The sequence below is a fragment of the Vibrio sp. FF266 genome (assembly GCF_041439695.1).
Lineage (GTDB): Bacteria > Pseudomonadota > Gammaproteobacteria > Enterobacterales > Vibrionaceae > Vibrio > Vibrio tasmaniensis_A.
This window is the reverse complement of sequence record NZ_JBGOOO010000005.1, coordinates 173,807-193,157: the sequence shown is the minus strand read 5'-3', so window position 1 is coordinate 193,157 and position 19,351 is coordinate 173,807. Positions and strand designations below refer to the sequence as shown.

Here is a 19,351-nt window from a genome sequence, read left to right as displayed (position 1 = left end):
CTATCCTTAATATTTTTATAGGGTAACTGGTAAATCCGATACCGAGTTTCTAGTGACCAACGTCGGCAGCAATTTAAAGTTCACGTCATGTTTTATTTTTTTTAGCTTCTGTAGAGTGAGCTGTACTGCTTCAACGCTCATCTCTTCAATAGGGAAATTAATGGTGGTCAAACTAGGGGTCAGATAGCGCGCGAAGATGGTGTTATCGAAGCCCACCAGTGATACATCTTTAGGAACAGACAGTCCCTCTTGATGCAGCACCTCAAAGGCGCCGAATGCCATGTGATCATTCGAAGCAAATACTGCTGTGAAATGACACTTACGATTCATCAGCTTTTTCATAGCGCTGATGCCCGTCTCTTCAGTAAAACCCGCTTCCGAGACTAAGGCTTCATCGTATGGCACACCCGCTTCTTCCAAGGCCTTTCGATACCCTTGCAAACGCCCCCTAGCATCTGCTTTATCTAAAGGCCCGGTAATACACGCGATATCTGTATGTCCCTTTTGCAAAAGATATTGAGTAGCGAGTAGCCCCCCGACTTCGTTATCAATATCTATACAACTCATCGCCATTTCTGGGATGAAGCGGTTGATTAAAACCACAGGGGTCCCCTGTTCTTCCAATTCAATTAAATAGTCATCACTGAGCAGTTGAGTGTGAAGAATCAAAGCATCAACACGACGCCCCAACAGAAACTCCACAGACTCTCGCTGCCCTTGTTCGGTGTTCGAACCCGCTGTAACCACAGCGTGGTAACCAAAGCGGCGTAGGTTCTCTTCTATGCAATGCAAAATGCCTGAATAGAAAGAACCGCCAAGTTCTGGAACAACAACACCCACACTACCAGTACGACTTGAAGCCAAGGCTTGAGCGATAGAGTTCGGGCGATAACCCAATTCTTTGATCGCTTTTTCAACCTTTAACTTCTTGTCATGACTGACTCTGCTAGTGCCATTAATAACCCTAGACACTGTCGCCTGAGACACACCTGCATGTTCTGATACGTGTTTAATTGTTGCCACTCGAACCTCGATACTTCATTAGCTTGTAACCGCTTACAAAACGATTATTAAAGAAAGGCGTCTTGGTTGAAGTGAGTGTCATCACACTAAAGTTGGAGGTAAAAAGGCCAGTTGTGGAAATCATGAAAGCGCTTACAGATTCGCTTCACGCCATGAAACTATTTCATGAAATCATGAATCCATAGTTAGTCAGTTTTGTTAAAAGTTATAGTTCAGTGAAGGGGTTTCAACATAACTATCGGCGTATCCAATACAATTGATGTCTAGTATTCCTCCTATCTAGCCTATTGATATGCAAGGGCTACGATGCGACTTAGCCATTACAATTAACAAGGGGAAATCAACGTGTGTGAAATAAATTAATATGAAACGGGGTATTGAAGACGATATGGAGAATAAGTGAAGAGGCAATACCAAATGATAGAACAGGTATTCAAGACGAAAAAAAGGGCACATAAAATGTGCCCAAGAATGGAGTTAATTGAAACGTGCCCTAATTAATCTGCCTTTAGGGCTAAATGGACAGTATTTACTACTTTTAAACACAGGCTCTTTGAAAATATGCCTAATTCAAAGAGCTGCTGTCGCTAGCTTGTGATTACCACCAAGCTTCAAACATCGCACCGAATGACAATGTATCTACATTACCATTGTCTTTTGGAGCGCCTTTTGTCTCTACATCACCCACAGTTGTGTAGAAGCGAAGCATTGGACGACTCCAAGGTAAGCCACCTAGAGAAACGTTCTGAGAAAGCGTTACTTTCCAAGCGTTCTCTTCACCGTCGTCATCGTAATCAACCATACCGTAGCCAGCCTCTAGCCATGTAGAGTGAACATCATCCCATTGGTATTGTGGACGAACGATACCCGCGTATTCCGTGTTCTCGCGATCTAAGTCTGAGCCAGAGTTGTCTTTGTACGACACTAAGTAATCAATGATGAAGTTGTCAGTTGCTGCGTAGCTACCTTCAACACTTGCGTACAAAGTTTGGTAGTCACCTTTAAGTTCAAATACCGATGAATCCGCACCGTCACCGTATTTCACTATTAATCGGTTAGAATCGCCTAAGCCTAACGTCGCACCTACCAAGTAAGCCGTTTCATCACTGACTTTAGTACCTGCAGTCACCACTTTTTCCGTTAAACCTGTATCTTGATCGATTACGTACTCAGTAGAGCTTGCTGTATCCGCTTCGCTCGACGCAAAACCGTAGTTCGCGTAGAAATCTAGGTTACCAATACCAGCGTCAATGCTGTGTAGTTTCGCGGTCACAGCGTATCGACCGTTGTCATTCACTAGGCCGCCTTTCACTTGACCGACAAAGCCCATATCTAGCTTAGCGCCACCGAAATCTAGGTTGTTAAAACCTGCACCTTGACCATCGTGCGTCATCCAGAAGTAATCATTCAAACCTTGTTGCGGGCGTTGATGGAAGTCGCGACCAGCCCACATATAAAGTTCTGGTTGGCTTTCAAATACGTTAGTTACACCTGCGTACATTTTTTTCATACTCAGGCCGCCGTCGTCAGCCCAAGCGTCTGCTTCCCAGTGGTCAGCCATGAATACGATGTCCCAAATCGCACCATTGTCAGCTTCGAATAGCTTAGCTAGCTGAACCTCACCACCATTGGCTTCGTTACCTAAACGACCGACAGAACGACCTGTTGTACCGATGTCTACGTAACGTTCATCACCGCTCTTGTAGTGAGCGCCGTAACGAGCATAACCAGAGAAGACGATGCCATCTGGCACCTTAGTTTCAGCCGTTAAAACCGCGGGTTGTTGATCGTTAATATAATCAATATCAACAACCTTAGATTCTAACTCTTGAATTCGTTTTTCTAGTGCTTCGATATTAGTATCAGCAGCAAAAGAAGAGAGTGAAGCAAGCGAAGCCGCCACTGCGACCGTTATTGGCAAAAGCTTAAATTTTTGCATTGTAATTCCCTATTATTTTTTTGAGTTTTCATCGAACAGGGAAATATTAAGCAATGAAAGCGTTGAAAAGTTGGTTGCTGTTCACACTGATAAACCAGCCTAAATACCATGAAACTTTTAGAGTTATCACCAGAAATGGTTATTTATTTACAATCAGATAGATAGACGTAAAAATCCGTAACAATACAGCTTGAAATCGCTTTCATTTCATCAGTAATGGCGGGGTCTATCACGGAAAAGAGTGTGGTGGAGCGAGGAAAATATGGTGAAATTTTGATTGGTTTTCGTAAATATGAAAAGCCTCAAGATCTAAGGCAGATTTTGAGGCTTTTTGGATTGAGTCAAATACCCAGTTATCTAAAATTAAGTATTTTCTAGATTGAATCTAGGGACTCTATTCCCATATTGAACAGGGTAAATGCGTAGATATCAGCAGTGAGATCGATAGCTTTACTCAGCGGCATACCTGCCCCATGCCCTGCATTGACGTCAATACGGATCATCACTGGCACGCCACCTTCATGCTTATCTTGCAGCTCTGCAATGAATTTATAAGAGTGAGCAGGTACCACGCGGTCATCATGATCAGCTGTAGTAACCAATGTCGCAGGATAGTCCGTGCCGCGCACCACATTATGAACCGGAGAATAACCAAGCAGATATTCGAACATCTCTTTGTTTTGCGCGGATGTGCCATAGTCGTACGCCCAACCTTCGCCAGACGTGAATGTGTGGTAACGCAACATGTCCAACACCCCAACCGCAGGCAGAGCCACTTGGAACAGCTCTGGCCTTTGTGTCATACAAGCACCCACAAGCAAACCACCGTTAGAACCGCCGCGGATCGCTAACTTATCACTGCTGGTGTAGTTTTTTTCGATTAAGAACTCCGCAGCAGCAATGAAGTCATCAAATACATTCTGTTTTTGTTGTTGTGTACCGGCTTTGTGCCACGCCTTACCGTATTCGCCACCACCACGTAAGTTTGGCACCGCATATACGCCACCCAGTTCTAGCCAACTGCCCACAGTGCCCGAGAAAGAAGGCGTTAGGCTAACGTTAAAGCCACCATAGGCGTACAACATGGTTGGATTATTGCCGTCTAACACTAATCCCTTCTTGTAAGAGATAAGCATCGGAACCTTGGTGCCATCCTTTGAGGTATAGAAGACTTGTTTAGACTCAAATTGATCCGACTCAAACGGAGACTCAGAGCGTTGGTAGATTTTAGAGCTTCCAGATTCAACATCAAAAGAGAAAATTGTTGGCGGCGTAACATAGTTGGTAAAGGTGTAATAAAGCTGAGATTGCTCGTTTTTTCCACCTAAGCCACTGGCCGTTCCCAGCCCAGGCAAATGAATGTCACGAACTAGGTTACCTTGGTAATCCAACTGCTCAACCTTAGACACCACATCCACCATGTAGTGAGCAAACAAGTAGCCACCACCCGTGCTGATATCCAATGGCTGTGGCTTTTCAGGGATGATTTCGAGCCATTTCCCATCGTGAGTATCAAAGCTCACCACCTTGCCATTAGGCGCATCAAGATTTGTGTATAGAATGAAGGTCTCATCTTGGTTATCAATGAGATAAGTGTCGCTATCCACATGATCAATCAACGTATTCAGCTTTTGTTCTGGTGAATTTAAATCGATATAGAACAGTCTGTTACCCGATGTCGACTCTCGCCCTAGAATGATCAAGTAACGGTCGTCTTCGGTGGTGTAACCCGACACATAGCGGTGCTGCTCGGCGTTATTCTCACCAAAAACCACTTTGTCGTTGGCTTGCTCTGTACCCAACTCATGGAAGTAAAGTTTGTGCTGTTCGGTACGTGCAGAAAGCTGGCTGCCGTCTGGCTTGTCGTAACTAGAGTAATAAAAGCCGCGATTACCTAACCAAGAAATACCGGTAAATTTCGCGTCAGTGATTTCGGCTTCGAGCTGTTGTTTGGTCTCGGTATCGATAACAAAAATCTTGCGCCAGTCGCTACCACCCACTGAAATACTGTACGCCACTAGGCTGTAATCTTTAGAAAACGACACCGAACCCAGTGATGTGGTGCCATCTTCCGAGAAAGTGTTCGGATCTAGGAAAATTTCTTCTTGTTGCCCTTCTTTGTGACGATAGAGAATGCTGTGATTCTGCAGGCCATCGTTCTTATAGAAATAAGTGTAATCTCCTCGTACAAACGGCTGCGAGCTCTTTTTATAGTCTTGTGCTTTCGCTAATCGCTCTCGCAGGTCATCGCGATACGGAATTTGAGCAAGGTAATCGAACGTGACTTCATTTTGGCTCGCCACCCACTGCGCAGTTTCGTCACTTCTGTCGTCTTCTAACCAGCGATAAGGGTCTTCAACTATTTGATCAAAATAGTCATCGCTGACGATCTGTTTGTTGGTGACTGGATATTGATACTCTTTTAAATAGCTCATCGTGATCCTTATTAAAAATAATGTGAAATCGTCAGGTAACGCGTTCTGATGTGTTCAATCAATAACTTAATCTTGTTCGGTGGCTGACGAGTGAACGGGTACACTGCATAGATGCCCAGTTTTTTGCCTACTAAATCAGGGAAGATGTCCACCAGCTGACCATTGCGAATATCGTGATACACCAGACAACGTGGCACGTACGCAACACCATGACCGCCCAAAGCGGCTTTTCTTAATGCCGTCGCATTATCGGTAGAGAAAGAGCCAGAGACGCGCACTATGTATTTATCGTTATCGGTAAAGCCATCTTTGCTATGCAGAAATTGCCATTCACTGGCACCCGTTGTTTGATAAGCGTATTGCAGACAATTGTGCTCAACCAAATCCTTGGGCTGCATCGGCTTACCATTCTTGGCGATATAAGACGGAGAAGCACATACCACCCATTGAGAGTCCAAGATATGACGGGCAATTAAGCTGGAGTCTTCCAAGTAGCCAGTTCTAATCACTAAGTCGAGGCCATCATCAACCAGATCCACAAAGCGATTGTTAAGAGACATATCGACCGTTAAACCTGGGTGCATATTACAAAACTCGGCAACAGCGTCTGCCAGAATCAAATCTCCGGAGATAGTAGGCACTGACATTTTGATATGACCACTAACATTTTCACCAAAGCCTGAAACTGCGTCCATAGCCTCTTGAGCCGCCTGCTTCACATTTTTGGCTCCGTGTAACATTGCCTTACCCGCCTCGGTAAGCGTCAATTTACGCGTGGTTCGATATAATAGCTGCACGCCAATCTCTTCTTCCAAACGCGCAATTCTCTTACTAACTACCGAATTTGTAAGGTTATTTTGTTCTGCCACCTTACTAAAACTGCCCAGCTCTACTACCTGTGAAAACAGGATCAAATCGTCTGCTCGCATTTGATTATGCCAATTTTGGAATTAATTATTTTCATTATTTCCCTATATCAATAAAAAATAAAGGGGTAAATTCACGCCAAATTAACAAAACAATTACAAAAACAGCTTTTGCAATCACATCGGTTACAAATAAAGCGACTCTAATTACAACAATTGAATCCATGAGATTCAGATTACACCTACAAACTAATGACGTGTTATTCACTTCAAACATGAACGTTTGAAAACAAGTACGAGGAAGTACCCATGAGTGAAACTCTACTAGCTTTATTGGCCTTTTCGCCAATAGTTGTTGCAGCGATTCTGCTGGTTGGCCTTAACTGGCCTGCAAAAAAAGCGATGCCCGTGGCATTTGCATTAACCGTTGCTATCGCCCTATTCGCATGGGATATGTCTAGCACTCGCGTGCTGGCTTCAGTATTCCAAGGCTTCGGCATTACCGTGTCGGTTCTCTGGATTGTGTTTGGCGCCATCTTCTTATTAAACACTTTGAAACACACCGGAGCTATCACCACCATCCGCAACGGATTTACTGACATATCAGCAGACCGTCGTGTACAAGCGATCATCATTGCTTGGTGTTTTGGTTCATTCATTGAAGGGGCATCTGGCTTCGGCACACCCGCTGCAATCGCCGCTCCATTGTTGGTTGCCATTGGCTTCCCAGCGTTAGCTGCGGTACTGATGGGCATGATGATTCAATCTACGCCGGTATCGTTCGGCGCGGTGGGTACGCCTATCATTGTTGGCGTAAACAAAGGTTTGGATACGCACAACATCGGTGAAAGCCTGATTGCCAATGGTTCAACATGGGATGCTTACCTACAACAGATCACATCAAGTGTTGCAATCATCCACGCCTGCGTTGGTGTGATGATTCCTGTATTGATGGCGATGATGCTGACTCGCTTCTTCGGTAAGAACAAAAGCTGGACTGAAGGTCTTGATATCCTGCCATTCGCACTGTTCGCAGGTGCCGCTTTCACCATTCCTTACGCACTAACGGGTGTTTTCCTCGGTGCTGAGTTCCCATCGCTGATTGGTGGTTTGGTTGGCCTTGCTATTGTTGTAACAGCAGCAAAACGTGGCTTCCTAGTCCCTAAATCAAAATGGGATTTTGAGAGTGAAGACAAGTGGCCAGCAGAATGGCTAGGTTCTTTGAAAATCGATCTAGATGACACTCATTCAAACAGTAAGCAAGGTCATAAGAAAATGAGTATGGCGATGGCATGGGCACCTTACGTGCTGCTCGCTGTCACTCTCGTTGCTAGCCGTGTGAGCCCTGAGTTCAAAGGCCTACTTAAGAGCGTTAGCCTTTCTTTCAGCAACATCCTTGGCGAGACAGGCGTAAGCACAGCGATTCAACCTCTGTATCTACCTGGCGGTATCTTGGTCTTCGTCGCACTGGTTGCTGTTCTCATGCAATCACGCAGCGCAACACCACTGGCTAAAGCTTTTGGTGAGTCGAGCAAGACTCTAATAGGCGCTGGCTTTGTGTTGGTGTTCACCATCCCAATGGTTCGTATCTTCATTAACTCTGGCGTGAACGGCGCTGATTTAGCAAGTATGCCAGTAACAACGGCCAACTTTGCAGCTGACCTAGTCGGCGGCGCATTCCCAGCGTTAAGTGCAACGGTTGGTGCGTTAGGTGCCTTCATTGCAGGTTCGAACACCGTTTCAAACATGATGTTCAGCCAGTTCCAATTCGAAGTAGCACAAACTCTGTCTATCTCTAGTGCTGTGGTTGTTGCTCTGCAAGCCGTTGGTGCTGCAGCAGGTAACATGATTGCGATTCACAACGTGGTAGCCGCATCGGCGACCGTAGGCTTGTTAGGACGCGAAGGCGCAACACTACGTAAGACTATCATCCCAACGTTCTACTACTTGGTGATGACCGGAATCATCGGCCTCGTGGTTATCTACGGCTTCAAAATGACAGACGCACTTATGTAAACCATAAGTCGTTACAAAAGCACTTGGCGTTAATACTCAATTCCCCGACTGCAACACCGTCTAATAAGACAGTTGATGAGTTTCGGAATGGATACTAAAACACATCAACACCCTCGGGTATTAACGCCATTTTATTGCTTCTCTGTTTCACCGTTAGAGAACAAACGAACACTGACTTTCAAGAATTAAAGCAGCCCAAGCCAAGCTCTCATAGAAGGGCAACATCCCAAGAATTTAGGACTGAAATTATGATCATATCCGCATCGACTGATTACCGCGCCGCAGCAAAAGCGAAATTACCACCGTTTCTTTTCCACTATATTGACGGCGGTTCTTACGGTGAACATACCCTACGCCGCAACACGGCCGATCTTGCAGAGATCGCGCTCAAACAGCGTGTCCTCAATGACATGTCGGACCTAAATTTAGAAACCGAGTTGTTTGGTGAAAAGCTCGCGATGCCGATTGCCTTAGCACCCGTTGGTCTAACAGGCATGTACGCACGACGTGGCGAAGTACAAGCTGCAAAAGCCGCAGACAATAAAGGCATCCCTTTTACGATGTCGACCGTATCTGTATGCCCGATTGAAGAAGTCGCACCTAAGATTGAGCGCCCAATGTGGTTCCAACTTTACGTGCTAAAAGATCGCGGCTTCATGAAGAACGTATTGGAACGTGCCAAAGCGGCAGGCGTGACAACACTGGTCTTCACGGTGGATATGCCTGTACCTGGCGCTCGCTACCGTGACATGCACTCAGGAATGAGCGGCCCAAATGCAGCAATTCGTCGTGTATTCCAATCGATGCGTCATCCTAGTTGGGCGGTTGATGTTGGTCTGTTGGGTAAACCACACGATCTTGGCAATATCTCTACTTACCGAGGTTCTCCAACCAAACTGGAAGACTACATCGGTTGGTTGGGTGACAACTTCGACCCGTCGATTTCATGGAAAGACCTAGAGTGGATCCGTGATTTCTGGGACGGCCCGATGGTCATCAAAGGCATTCTTGATGAAGAAGATGCAAAAGACGCCGTAAGATTTGGTGCAGACGGTATCGTAGTTTCAAACCACGGCGGTCGTCAGCTTGATGGCGTTCTATCAAGTGCTAAAGCACTGCCTGCAATTGCAGACGCAGTAAAAGGCGACACTAAGATTCTGGTCGACTCTGGTATTCGTACTGGCTTAGATGTAGTTCGCATGATGGCGATGGGCGCAGACTGTACCTTGCTTGGTCGCTCTTTCGTCTACGCGTTAGCAGCGCAAGGACAAGCAGGTGTTGAGAACCTACTCGACCTTTACGACAAAGAGATGCGCGTTGCGATGACTCTAACTGGCGCCAAGACAATCAAAGACTTAACTCGTGATTCTCTGGTGGGGCTAGATTAAACCTCAACGACTTAGGTTCGGATTCGGACTAATGCTTTGGTCTACTTAGACTGAAGTTCAATCGGTGTCACAGCAATTCCACTGCCGTTGTGACACCGTTTAAGCACTGGAAAATAAAATAAAAAGCTAGGGCGTGTTGATCTTTCGAGCTGATTTTTGCAGCGAGTTGCTGGGTATTTATACAAGGCTGAGGCGCCGATGTGTAGCTAGCCTACATGAGAAGCCGATAACGTAGTAGAAATGGCCAGCAAACGCTGCCCGAAGGGTTCAGCTAAAAGCGTTTTACTCTTTGTTGAGGGGGATTTGCTTAGAGTGACTAGGCTACTTCCCCCTCGCCGCGATTAAAACGCTTTTATCTCGAACAAAATTTAACCACGAAAGGTCAACACGCCCTGATCAGTGCCAAATAAGAAGCACAAGGAAGCAAAGATGGAGACAACCACATCCCATGAGCGAGTAATAGACGCACAAGCTTATCAGCAGCTTGAAGCGATACTGGCTCAAAAAATAGAAACAGAACGCATTGTCACGCAAGAGGCAAAGCGATTGGCTTACGGCACCGATGCGAGTTTCTATCGCTTGGTGCCGAAAATGGTTCTAAGGCTCAAGAACTTAGACGAAGTCATATTCACCATTCAAAGTTGTCGCGAACTCGGTATTCATTTTACCTTTCGCGCCGCGGGCACCAGCCTGTCAGGGCAAGCGGTTTCAGACTCGGTACTCATCACACTGACCGACGACTGGCGCGGCCACGAAATCGTCGACAACGGCAATCAGATCATCCTTCAACCGGGTGTGATTGGTGCAGATGCCAACAAATACCTTGCCCCTTTCCAACGTAAAATCGGCCCAGATCCAGCCTCTATCAATACCTGTAAAATCGGTGGTATTGCAGCGAACAACGCCAGTGGCATGTGTTGTGGTACTGCGCAAAACTCGTACCGCACCGTTGAGAGCATGAAAATCGTATTGAGTGATGGCTCCCTGCTTGATACGGCTGATAACGCAAGTGTTGAGGCATTCAAGCAATCACACAAAGAACTGTTTGAAGGCATTGTTGAATTACATCAACAGACAGCGTCAAACCAAGAACTTGCAGACAGAATCCGCCACAAATACCGCCTCAAAAACACTACGGGCTACGCTCTGAATGCATTGGTCGATTACCACGACCCAATCGAAATCATTAAACACCTGATGATCGGTTCTGAAGGCACGCTAGGCTTCATCGCTGAGATTACCTACAACACGGTGATCGAACATCCGAACAAAGCTTCGGCTCTGTTGGTGTTTGCCGACATCGAACAAGCCAGTAAAGCCGTTACTACGCTATCAAAAACACCCGTTGCTGCGGTTGAATTGATGGATGGCAGAGCACTGCGTTCAGTGGCGGATAAACCGGGTATGCCTGCATTTATGCCAAGCTTGGACTTAGAAGCCGCGGCGATTTTGGTTGAATCACACGCCAGCTCCCAGCCGGACTTAGATTTACAATGTAAATCAATTTTGGGTGCACTAACTGAGTACACGATTGTTGAATCGGTGCCTTTCACTTCCGATCCAAAGACAGTCGCAACCCTATGGGGCATTCGAAAAGGCATGTTCCCTGCGGTTGGAGCCGTTCGTGAAGTTGGCACTACCGTTATCATCGAAGACGTGGCTTTTCCTGTCGAAAACCTTGCTAATGGTATTCGAGAGCTGCAAGAGCTGTTCGATAAATACGACTACAGCGAAGCGATTATTTTTGGTCACGCCCTCGAAGGCAACCTGCACTTTGTGTTTACTCAAGGTTTTGACAGCCAAACAGAAATTGATCGCTACGGCGGTTTCATGGATGACGTTGCCGAACTGGTCGCGGTGAAATACCAAGGTTCACTGAAAGCAGAACATGGCACTGGCCGTAATATGGCGCCTTATGTCGAATTGGAATGGGGCAAAGATGGCTACGCCTTGATGCAACAGATCAAAGCCTTGTTTGATCCAGAAAGACTGCTCAACCCCGGCGTTATTATTAACGACAATCCAAATTCACACATAACGAATTTGAAGCCAATGCCTGCTGCTGACGACCTTGTCGACCGCTGTATTGAATGTGGCTTCTGCGAGCCTGTTTGTCCGTCTCGTACCTTAACCCTATCGCCTCGCCAACGTATCGTGCTGTACCGCGAGTTACAACGCCGCCGTGCTGCAGGTGAAGAAATAGAAGCAAGCGAACTAGAGAAAACCTTCGAATATCAAGGTATCGATACCTGCGCTGCAACCGGCCTGTGTGCCGAGCGTTGCCCAGTGGGAATCAACACCGGTGATTTGATTAAGAAGCTTCGTATTGCCAAGTACGAGAAATTTACGCCAATCGCTAAGTGGACAGCGGATCATTTCTCGACCACCACTAAACTGACTAAGGCTGGCCTCAAAACCAACCAAGTGGCGAGCAAAGTATTGGGCGCAAACACAGTCGGCAAGCTAACCAACGGCTTGCGCTCAATAACTAAAGGCGCGACACCAGTTTGGATGCCGGAGATGCCACAATCCAATAGCCACTCGCTAGTCTCATCACCAGTGACGGCAGAAAACTCAAGCAATCATAAGAAGGTGGTTTACCTCCCTTCCTGTGCAAGTCGCACCATGGGACAACAAAGCGATGCGGGCGACCAACGTCCTCTAACTGAAGTGACCATGTCTTTGCTTAACAAAGCAGGATTTGAGGTGATTCTTCCGAAGAAGCTAGATGACCAATGTTGTGGCATGCCTTACGACAGCAAAGGGATGATCGATTTAGCCCAATCTAAAGCTCAACAGCTCGAAGAAGTGTTGTGGCAGGCCAGTCGTCAGGGTGAATACCCAGTCTTAATGGATACTAGCCCATGTGCTAAACGCAGTATTGAACAGTTCACCAAACCGTTAGAGGTACTAGAGCCGACAGGGTTTGTGAACCAATACTTGCTTGAGCACCTGACACTTGAGCCACTGCAAGAAACCGTGATGCTGCATGTGACTTGTAGCTCTCGTCGAATGGGCTTGGAAGGCGCGATGTTGAGCCTTGCTAAAGCCTGTACCGAAGAAGTCATCGTTCCTGAGCATATTCAATGCTGTGGTTGGGCGGGTGATAAAGGTTTTACCACTCCAGAACTGAATGAGGCGGCGGTACACCCACTCAAAGAACAAGTACCGAGCAACTGCACTCGCGGCTTTAGTAACAGCCGAACCTGTGAGATCGGTTTGTCGCATCACAGTGGCATTCCGTATCAATCCATCTTGTACTTGGTGGACGAAGTGGCGCAGTAGCTTCACTCTTAGTACAGAGCAATTTGCTCTCACTTAAAACAAAAATGGCAGCCCAGTCAGGCTGCCATTTCTTTATTCGTTTGTTCGAAAGATGCTACTTAACTGGATGTTGATGAGCTAACCGTTATTAAGCTAGATATTACAAAGCTAAGCGCATCAACTCTTCTGGCGAGTAGTGTTCTGCTTCTGCACCTTTGGCGATTAAGTCGATCACTTGAAATTCGCTCATGTCACCAAACTCTTTGGTTAAGTAATCACGAAACGCTTTCTCATTCGGCCATTTACCTCGCACGATATAGCCCTCTTCTTTGTCAAAATCTTCCGTTTCAAAGAATGAAAAGTCCGTCATACCAATATTGTGGCAATACAAAACGAGATACATAATTTTTCCTCAAAAATGGGGTTACTAATAAAAACTCACTGGCAGATAGAAATCAAGCTCAAACACTTCATCACTGTTGAGAAAATGATTCTGATGATAATGCACATACGCGGGAGTCGAGCGCTGTTTGAAACCAGAAGCAGGTAACCATTTTTCTAATACCATACTGATCTGTGGTAGCAGTTCACCATAACGGCCATTCAGTCGAAATACCGCGTGTAACCCACCCGGAATCACCATCTGGTTCACAACACTGCGATACTTAATCGGCTCATCAATCGCGATACACGCCACATAGCGGCACTGGTCCATTTCCACCCAAGCAGGGTTTGAGTGATGCAAACCAAATTGGCTCGAAAAGTCACGCTGTTCTGAGTTCGCCCACGCTTTCAATATCAACCACGCGTTGCGAATAGAACGGTTATAACCCGTATGTCGAACATAAGCCGCCATTCGCTCCGGTGTTTCAACGATCTTCGGTTCAGGTAACACTCGCTGCGCTACGTTCAAATAACCCGCCGCTACTTCGGGATCTTTCAAATAGGGTTTTTCTGCTATCTGTAAGTCGTGTTTACGCCATTCTCCCGGTGACATGTTAAAGGTCGCTTTGAATGCTCGGCTAAATGAAGACACCGAACTAAAGCCACATTTACTAGCAATCTCTACCACTGACGACGTGGTATCGAACATCAATTGATTGGCTGCATACTCCATTCGAGTGCGTCGAATGTACTGATGTAGCGACTCCCCAACCACGCTTTTAAAGGTGCGATGAAAATGTTGCTCTGAATAAGCCGCAATCTCGGAGAGCGCTTTTGCCGACAGAGGTTGGCTGATGTCTTGATGAATATGGAACAAAACATCATTGATTCGGGATAAGTGTTGTCGTGACATCGTTTAAATAGCATAAATGGACATGTTTAAGAGCATAAACGGACACGCTAGTTTTTACAATTGCCGTGTAATATCAAGCGATAGAATAAAAACGATAAAAGACGAGACACAACACATGGAAATCGCACAGTCATTACAACAGATTCAATCTTCATACATTCGAGAGATCCTAGCAGCCGCAAGCGATCCAAATGTTATTTCGTTGGCCGGTGGTTTACCCGATGCGAAAACATTCCCTATCGATTTAATGAAGCCTACGCTAGAAAACCTAGCGAACATGCCTGAAGTTTTCCAATACGGTTCGACCGCAGGTTATGGCCCGTTGCTTGATCACCTAACACAAAGCTACCAATTGCCAGAATCTCACACGGCAATGATCTGTACAGGTTCTCAGCAAGGTTTGGATTTGATTGCGCGTGCGTATGTTGACCCGGGTGATGTGGTTGTGATGGAAGCGCCAAGCTACTTAGGTGCGATGCAGGTGTTTGGCCTAGTTCAAGCAAACATCGCTACCGTGTCTCAAACTGAATTTGGCCCAAATCTAGACGAACTAGAAACCTGCTTTGCACAGCAATCACCGAAAATGTTCTATGCCGTGCCTGATTTCCACAACCCAACAGGTGTGTGCTGGGCAACAGAAACTCGTCAAAAAGTCGCTGAACTGTGCATCAAATACAACGTGGCATTCATTGAAGATGCACCATACCGTGAGCTACGTTTCACCGGTACAGAACTACCGTTGGTTTCTTCGTTCTGCCCTGACAACTCTATCGTTCTTCGTTCATTCTCTAAAATTGCATCGCCAGGTTTACGTATTGGCGCGGTAACAGGTAAACGCAGCTACCTTGAGCCATTAATCAAAGTAAAACAAGGCGCTGACTTGCACTCAAGTGTACCCATGCAAGCGCTGCTTGTCGGTCTTCTAAAACATGAAGACTTTGGCGTACACATGGAAAACATTCGCACCTTGTACAAGTCTCGTTATGAAGTGCTGTTTTCAGAGCTAGAAAAACAGCTGCCTACTGACTGTGTATTAAAATCCGTTGATGGCGGAATGTTCATTTGGGTTGAAATCCCAGAGTGCGATACCTTCGAATTAGCTAAGACTCTGCTATCGAATGGCGTAGCGGTAGTACCAAGCCCAGTATTCTATCCAAAGGCTGATGAAGCTAAAGCTGCACTGCGCTTAAACTTCACCAACGCCAACCCAGAAGAATTAACAGAAGCGGTAAAACGCTTAGCGGAAGTACTTAACCAAGCGTAATCGCTGATTAAGTCAGACAGATTCAATACCAAGGCCCTGCTGTTTTTACAGCAGGGCCTTTTGGTTTGGGAATACATGTTGTAATTCGAACCTGATAAAACAGTTTTGTTGAATTTCCTAGCCCATAAACCACATAAATAGAAATGATAAATAGCCCTACTTTTGGTTGGTTTTTGTCCATCCTTGGCTTGGTTATACTGCGGCGGATTTTAATAAGCCAATATGGGCAAACCTGAGTAAATTAAACTCAGTCTGTATCATAAAAGGCAACCGCTCTGGATTTACGTTCCAGCTCGCAGAAAGGAAAAACCATGTCTCAATATGTTGTATGTGCTCTGTATAAATTCGTAGCACTTGATGATTACCAAGAAATTCGCCAACCACTCACTGACGTGTTAGAAACCAACCAAATCCGCGGTACTTTGCTACTTGCGAGTGAAGGTATCAACGGCACCGTTGCAGGTAAGCGCGAATCTATCGACGCTCTTCTTCAATGGTTCAAACAAGATTCTCGTTTGGCTGATGTTGTTTACAAAGAGTCGTTCAACGAAGAACAACCATTCAACCGCACCAAGGTTAAGCTTAAGAAAGAGATCGTAACCATGGGCGTTGAGGGTATCGACCCACGCCACGTTGTTGGCACTTACGTGAAACCAAACGAGTGGAACGCTCTGATTTCTGATCCTGATGTAATTCTGGTTGATACCCGTAACGACTACGAAGTGGACATCGGCACATTCAAAAATGCTGTAAACCCAAACACAGAAACCTTCCGTGAATTCCCTCAGTACGTTGAAGAAAATCTTGATCCTAAGAAGCACAAGAAAGTTGCGATGTTCTGTACTGGCGGTATTCGTTGCGAAAAATCAACAGCCTACATGAAAGAGCAAGGCTTTGATGAGGTTTACCACCTTGAAGGCGGCATTCTTAAGTACCTAGAAGAAGTACCAGAAGAAGAGAGCATGTGGGAAGGCGACTGCTACGTATTTGATGGCCGTGTTGCAGTAAACCACCAGCTAGAAAAGAGCGGCTACGATGTGTGTAACGCTTGTCGTCTGCCAATCACTGACGAAGACAAAGCCTCTGAGCACTTCGAGAAAGGCGTAAGCTGCCCTAAATGTGTTGATAAGCACAGCGACGAGCAAAAAGCCCGTTTCCGTGAACGTGAAAAGCAAGTTCAATTGTCGAATGCTCGTGGCGAAACCCACGTAGGCGGCGATGCTGCTCACCTTATCGATCAACGTAAGAAAGAGAAGCTTGCACACAAAGAGCAGCAACGCTCTGGCAAGAAAGCGAAGTAAACGCTCTGCTTTAAACTCTTAGGATTCTAAACATATAACTATAAATAGTTAGCTATATACATACAAAAGGGCGCAAGTTCGAAGATGATTCCTCGAGTTTGTGCCCTTTTTTGATCGCTTTACGGCTTTGTGTTTTGAACCACATTTCTTTCGATAAATTGCTTCTATACTGTCAGGGCGTGTTGACCTTCCGCGGTTGGATTTTGTTCGAGATAAACGCGTTTTAATCGCGGCGAGGGAGAAGTAGCCTAGTCATTCTAAGCAAATCTCCCTTAACAAAGAGTAAAACGCTTTTAGCCGAACCCTTCGGGCAGCGTTTGCTGGTTATTTCTACTACGTTATCGGCCTCTCATGTAGGCTAGCTACACATCAAAGCCTCTGCCTTGTAGAAATACCCAGCAATTCGCCGCAAAAACAAGCTCGAAAGATCAACACGCCCTAAAAATCCGACTAGAGAGGAAGTGCCAATGCTCAATGAAAACCATGCCTTTATCTTAGATTTCCCAGATCTTAAATTAGACATTGTTCAGCTCAACCACGACGACGAAAAATTCAAAGCAGACATGCAAAAATACCACCAACTCGACTACGACATCCGTCAGCTAGAAATCTCTGGCAGCCCTATCGATGACGACAGCATGCACAACCTCAAAGTAGAACGCATGGAGCTAAAAGACTCGCTACACAAACAGCTCACGCGCCATCACGCGCTTAAGATCGTATAGAAAAATCAATCCGATACTGTATTCTAAGCCATGCACTACGCATGGCTTTTTGGTTTCATAACAGCGCAAATCTAAGCTAATTCGGCTTCTTCAATTATGTTACTGTTTGCTTATTCGAAAGCGTTTGATAAGGAAGTGAGCAGAGTGACAATAGAAGAAGAGAACATACAATTCCAGCTCGTTTCAAATCTCGAATTCGAAGAACTGTTTGCGTGTGTTAAGCAAGGGCTTTTCATACACGTTGATAGCGTTTTCGGATGGGATGACGACTTCCAACGTCAACGACTTTTAAACGAGTACAATCCCTCTTGGTTTCATTGGGTATACCTAGGAAAACAAAGGGTTGGACTTGTGTGTTTTAAGCCTTATGACAACGCATACCATGTTCACCTTCAGATCATTTCCCATCAATACCAAGATCAGTCTATTGGTAAAAAAGTCATGTCACGCATCCACGAAAAAGCCCATCAAGAGCAACGAAACCAAGTCACTCTGTCGAGCTTTAGAAGTAACACCCGCGCCATCAGTTTTTATCAAGCGCTTGACTACCAAATTGTTGATGATAGTGATACTAATTTCGTGGGGATGACTCTCTATTTAAACTAGAAGCGACTTCGCTAATTAAACGCTCTCGCCACTCGCCCTTTGCTGCTCAATTCGTAATGGCCAATATAAGCTGGGATAAATACCGATTGCCCTTTGGTGAGGGTTAAGTGCTCGCCTTTCTGACTCATTAGCACTAGGTCATCATCTATTGCCATTAAAATTTCAGCGCCACTTGTGATAACTTCTTCTTGATGAGGACGATGAAAGATATTGAAATTGAAGTCACTGACCGGGATATCATAACAATCACATTTACCCAGTTTTGATGGCTCTAACAACAAGCCTTCGAACGGAATTGGCGTGAATTTTGTGCAGGCGACTAACTCAGCGACATCAATGTGTTTTGGCGTTAAACCTGCTCGTAGCACGTTGTCTGAATTTGCCATAATCTCAAGCCCGGTACCTTTAATGTAAGCGTGCGGAGTGTTCGCATTCAAATACATCGCTTCACCTGGCTTTAGTGTGATCAAGTTAAGCAGCAGAACACAAAACAGACCGATATCGTTCGGGTACTGATGGCTAAGTTCAATGATCAATGCAAATTCTGTTTGATCTTGGTGAGCGGCTGCGTAAGTCAGAAGTTGCTCTAGTGCTTGATGTTTACATTGGTCATTAAGCGTTAATAGATCACGGAAAAACGCTTCTAAACCTAGAGAGTTAAGGTGGGTCCCAAACTCTTCAATCAAGCCAGCGAGCACGCTAGAGTCTAATCTTCTGAACAAACCTAATATTTCGTTAAATTCTCGAAAGCCATTCATCGCTTGGTATTCAGTGATCGCGTAAACCAATTCAGGTTTATGGTTAGAGTCTTTGTAATTACGATGCCCTGCAGTCAGAGGGATTCCTGCTTGCTCCTCTCTCGCAAAGCCTAACTCGGCTTGGTGCTTGTTTGGGTGGACCTGGACCGATAGCGCTTTTTCCGCTGCCAAGATCTTAAACAAGAACGGCAGTTCACCGAACTCCTGCGCAATATCAGTAGATAAATAAGCGGGTTTATTCTTGTTAATCAGCTCAGAGAGAGGCACCAAATGTTGGTCAAGCTTAACCATTGAGCAACCTTTTGGATGCGCTCCCATCCAAACTTCCGCTTGCGGCTCTTGTGACTCATTCTTAAAGCCAAACAGTTCACGTATCGAAGAAATACTCCCCCATGCATAATTTTGGATGGTGTTTTCCATTGGGAAAAATGAGTATTCTGAGAAGTGGCTGAGTGACATGGCGTTTTCC

General features: G+C 45.6%; 15 protein-coding genes. 7 read left to right on the top strand and 8 right to left on the bottom strand.

Going from position 1 to position 19,351, the window contains the following annotated elements; genetic code table 11:
* Positions 1-15: 15 nt before the first annotated feature.
* The 5 genes from ACED59_RS06560 to ACED59_RS06540 all read right to left on the bottom strand — a co-directional run bounded on the left by ACED59_RS06560 (position 16) and on the right by ACED59_RS06540 (position 6,489).
* Positions 16-1,023 carry a LacI family DNA-binding transcriptional regulator gene (locus tag ACED59_RS06560; RefSeq protein ID WP_017097774.1) on the bottom strand — a complete coding sequence of 336 codons (1,008 nt, stop codon included), beginning with the start codon at positions 1,021-1,023 and terminating at the stop codon, positions 16-18.
* 598 nt (positions 1,024-1,621) lie between these two features.
* On the bottom strand, positions 1,622-2,962 hold the full coding sequence (locus tag ACED59_RS06555; RefSeq protein WP_017097775.1) for a carbohydrate porin: 1,341 nt from the start codon (positions 2,960-2,962) through the stop codon (positions 1,622-1,624).
* 374 nt (positions 2,963-3,336) lie between these two features.
* Positions 3,337-5,397, bottom strand: a complete 2,061-nt coding sequence (locus ACED59_RS06550; protein ID WP_017097776.1) for a prolyl oligopeptidase family protein — start codon at positions 5,395-5,397, stop codon at positions 3,337-3,339.
* Between the two features lie 11 nt (positions 5,398-5,408).
* Positions 5,409-6,326 (bottom strand): LysR family transcriptional regulator, encoded by a 918-nt coding sequence (locus ACED59_RS06545; protein WP_017081288.1) that lies wholly within the window; start codon positions 6,324-6,326, stop codon positions 5,409-5,411.
* 34 nt (positions 6,327-6,360) lie between these two features.
* Positions 6,361-6,489, bottom strand: a complete 129-nt coding sequence (locus ACED59_RS06540) for a hypothetical protein (protein ID WP_261879047.1) — start codon at positions 6,487-6,489, stop codon at positions 6,361-6,363.
* 83 nt (positions 6,490-6,572) lie between these two features.
* Here ACED59_RS06540 and ACED59_RS06535 point away from each other — a divergent pair, with 83 nt between their 5' ends.
* The 3 genes from ACED59_RS06535 to ACED59_RS06525 all read left to right on the top strand — a co-directional run bounded on the left by ACED59_RS06535 (position 6,573) and on the right by ACED59_RS06525 (position 12,952).
* Positions 6,573-8,279: an L-lactate permease gene (locus tag ACED59_RS06535; RefSeq protein ID WP_017085042.1), complete on the top strand. Its 1,707-nt coding sequence runs from the start codon at positions 6,573-6,575 to the stop codon at positions 8,277-8,279.
* A gap of 248 nt (positions 8,280-8,527) precedes the next feature.
* The gene (lldD, locus tag ACED59_RS06530) at positions 8,528-9,667 is read left to right on the top strand and encodes an FMN-dependent L-lactate dehydrogenase LldD (protein WP_017083007.1); all 1,140 of its coding nucleotides are present in this window, start codon (positions 8,528-8,530) and stop codon (positions 9,665-9,667) included.
* A 429-nt stretch (positions 9,668-10,096) separates the two neighbouring features.
* Positions 10,097-12,952: an FAD-binding and (Fe-S)-binding domain-containing protein gene (locus tag ACED59_RS06525; protein ID WP_017097777.1), complete on the top strand. Its 2,856-nt coding sequence runs from the start codon at positions 10,097-10,099 to the stop codon at positions 12,950-12,952.
* 139 nt (positions 12,953-13,091) lie between these two features.
* Here ACED59_RS06525 and ACED59_RS06520 read toward each other — a convergent pair whose 3' ends face one another.
* Both ACED59_RS06520 and ACED59_RS06515 read right to left on the bottom strand, forming a co-directional pair.
* Complete coding sequence (locus ACED59_RS06520; protein ID WP_012601190.1) at positions 13,092-13,334, bottom strand: hypothetical protein; 243 nt, start codon at positions 13,332-13,334, stop codon at positions 13,092-13,094.
* 24 nt (positions 13,335-13,358) lie between these two features.
* On the bottom strand, positions 13,359-14,228 hold the full coding sequence (locus ACED59_RS06515; protein ID WP_017097778.1) for a GyrI-like domain-containing protein: 870 nt from the start codon (positions 14,226-14,228) through the stop codon (positions 13,359-13,361).
* 115 nt (positions 14,229-14,343) lie between these two features.
* Here ACED59_RS06515 and ACED59_RS06510 point away from each other — a divergent pair, with 115 nt between their 5' ends.
* From ACED59_RS06510 to ACED59_RS06495, 4 genes are all read left to right on the top strand, one after another.
* Complete coding sequence (locus tag ACED59_RS06510) at positions 14,344-15,492, top strand: PLP-dependent aminotransferase family protein (protein WP_017097779.1); 1,149 nt, start codon at positions 14,344-14,346, stop codon at positions 15,490-15,492.
* A gap of 311 nt (positions 15,493-15,803) precedes the next feature.
* Positions 15,804-16,793 (top strand): rhodanese-related sulfurtransferase, encoded by a 990-nt coding sequence (locus tag ACED59_RS06505; protein ID WP_017097780.1) that lies wholly within the window; start codon positions 15,804-15,806, stop codon positions 16,791-16,793.
* A gap of 467 nt (positions 16,794-17,260) precedes the next feature.
* A complete protein-coding gene (locus ACED59_RS06500; protein WP_009846137.1) occupies positions 17,261-17,518 on the top strand; it encodes a YdcH family protein in 258 nt (85 codons plus the stop codon).
* A gap of 96 nt (positions 17,519-17,614) precedes the next feature.
* Positions 17,615-18,124: an N-acetyltransferase gene (locus tag ACED59_RS06495; protein WP_029223924.1), complete on the top strand. Its 510-nt coding sequence runs from the start codon at positions 17,615-17,617 to the stop codon at positions 18,122-18,124.
* An 11-nt stretch (positions 18,125-18,135) separates the two neighbouring features.
* On the opposite strand, the gene manA is transcribed toward ACED59_RS06495, so the two are convergent.
* The gene (manA, locus tag ACED59_RS06490) at positions 18,136-19,341 is read right to left on the bottom strand and encodes a mannose-6-phosphate isomerase, class I (RefSeq protein WP_017097782.1); all 1,206 of its coding nucleotides are present in this window, start codon (positions 19,339-19,341) and stop codon (positions 18,136-18,138) included.
* Positions 19,342-19,351: the final 10 nt, after the last annotated feature.

Coding starts and splice junctions, on each gene's coding strand:
- ACED59_RS06555 (WP_017097775.1), bottom strand. CDS start 2,962: ATGCAAAAATTTAAGCTTTTGCCAATAACGGTCGCAGTGGCGGCTTCG.
- ACED59_RS06550 (WP_017097776.1), bottom strand. CDS start 5,397: ATGAGCTATTTAAAAGAGTATCAATATCCAGTCACCAACAAACAGATC.
- ACED59_RS06545 (WP_017081288.1), bottom strand. CDS start 6,326: ATGCGAGCAGACGATTTGATCCTGTTTTCACAGGTAGTAGAGCTGGGC.
- ACED59_RS06540 (WP_261879047.1), bottom strand. CDS start 6,489: ATGGATTCAATTGTTGTAATTAGAGTCGCTTTATTTGTAACCGATGTG.
- ACED59_RS06535 (WP_017085042.1), top strand. CDS start 6,573: ATGAGTGAAACTCTACTAGCTTTATTGGCCTTTTCGCCAATAGTTGTT.
- lldD (WP_017083007.1), top strand. CDS start 8,528: ATGATCATATCCGCATCGACTGATTACCGCGCCGCAGCAAAAGCGAAA.
- ACED59_RS06525 (WP_017097777.1), top strand. CDS start 10,097: ATGGAGACAACCACATCCCATGAGCGAGTAATAGACGCACAAGCTTAT.
- ACED59_RS06520 (WP_012601190.1), bottom strand. CDS start 13,334: ATGTATCTCGTTTTGTATTGCCACAATATTGGTATGACGGACTTTTCA.
- ACED59_RS06515 (WP_017097778.1), bottom strand. CDS start 14,228: ATGTCACGACAACACTTATCCCGAATCAATGATGTTTTGTTCCATATT.
- ACED59_RS06510 (WP_017097779.1), top strand. CDS start 14,344: ATGGAAATCGCACAGTCATTACAACAGATTCAATCTTCATACATTCGA.
- ACED59_RS06505 (WP_017097780.1), top strand. CDS start 15,804: ATGTCTCAATATGTTGTATGTGCTCTGTATAAATTCGTAGCACTTGAT.
- ACED59_RS06500 (WP_009846137.1), top strand. CDS start 17,261: ATGCTCAATGAAAACCATGCCTTTATCTTAGATTTCCCAGATCTTAAA.
- ACED59_RS06495 (WP_029223924.1), top strand. CDS start 17,615: ATGTTACTGTTTGCTTATTCGAAAGCGTTTGATAAGGAAGTGAGCAGA.
- manA (WP_017097782.1), bottom strand. CDS start 19,341: ATGTCACTCAGCCACTTCTCAGAATACTCATTTTTCCCAATGGAAAAC.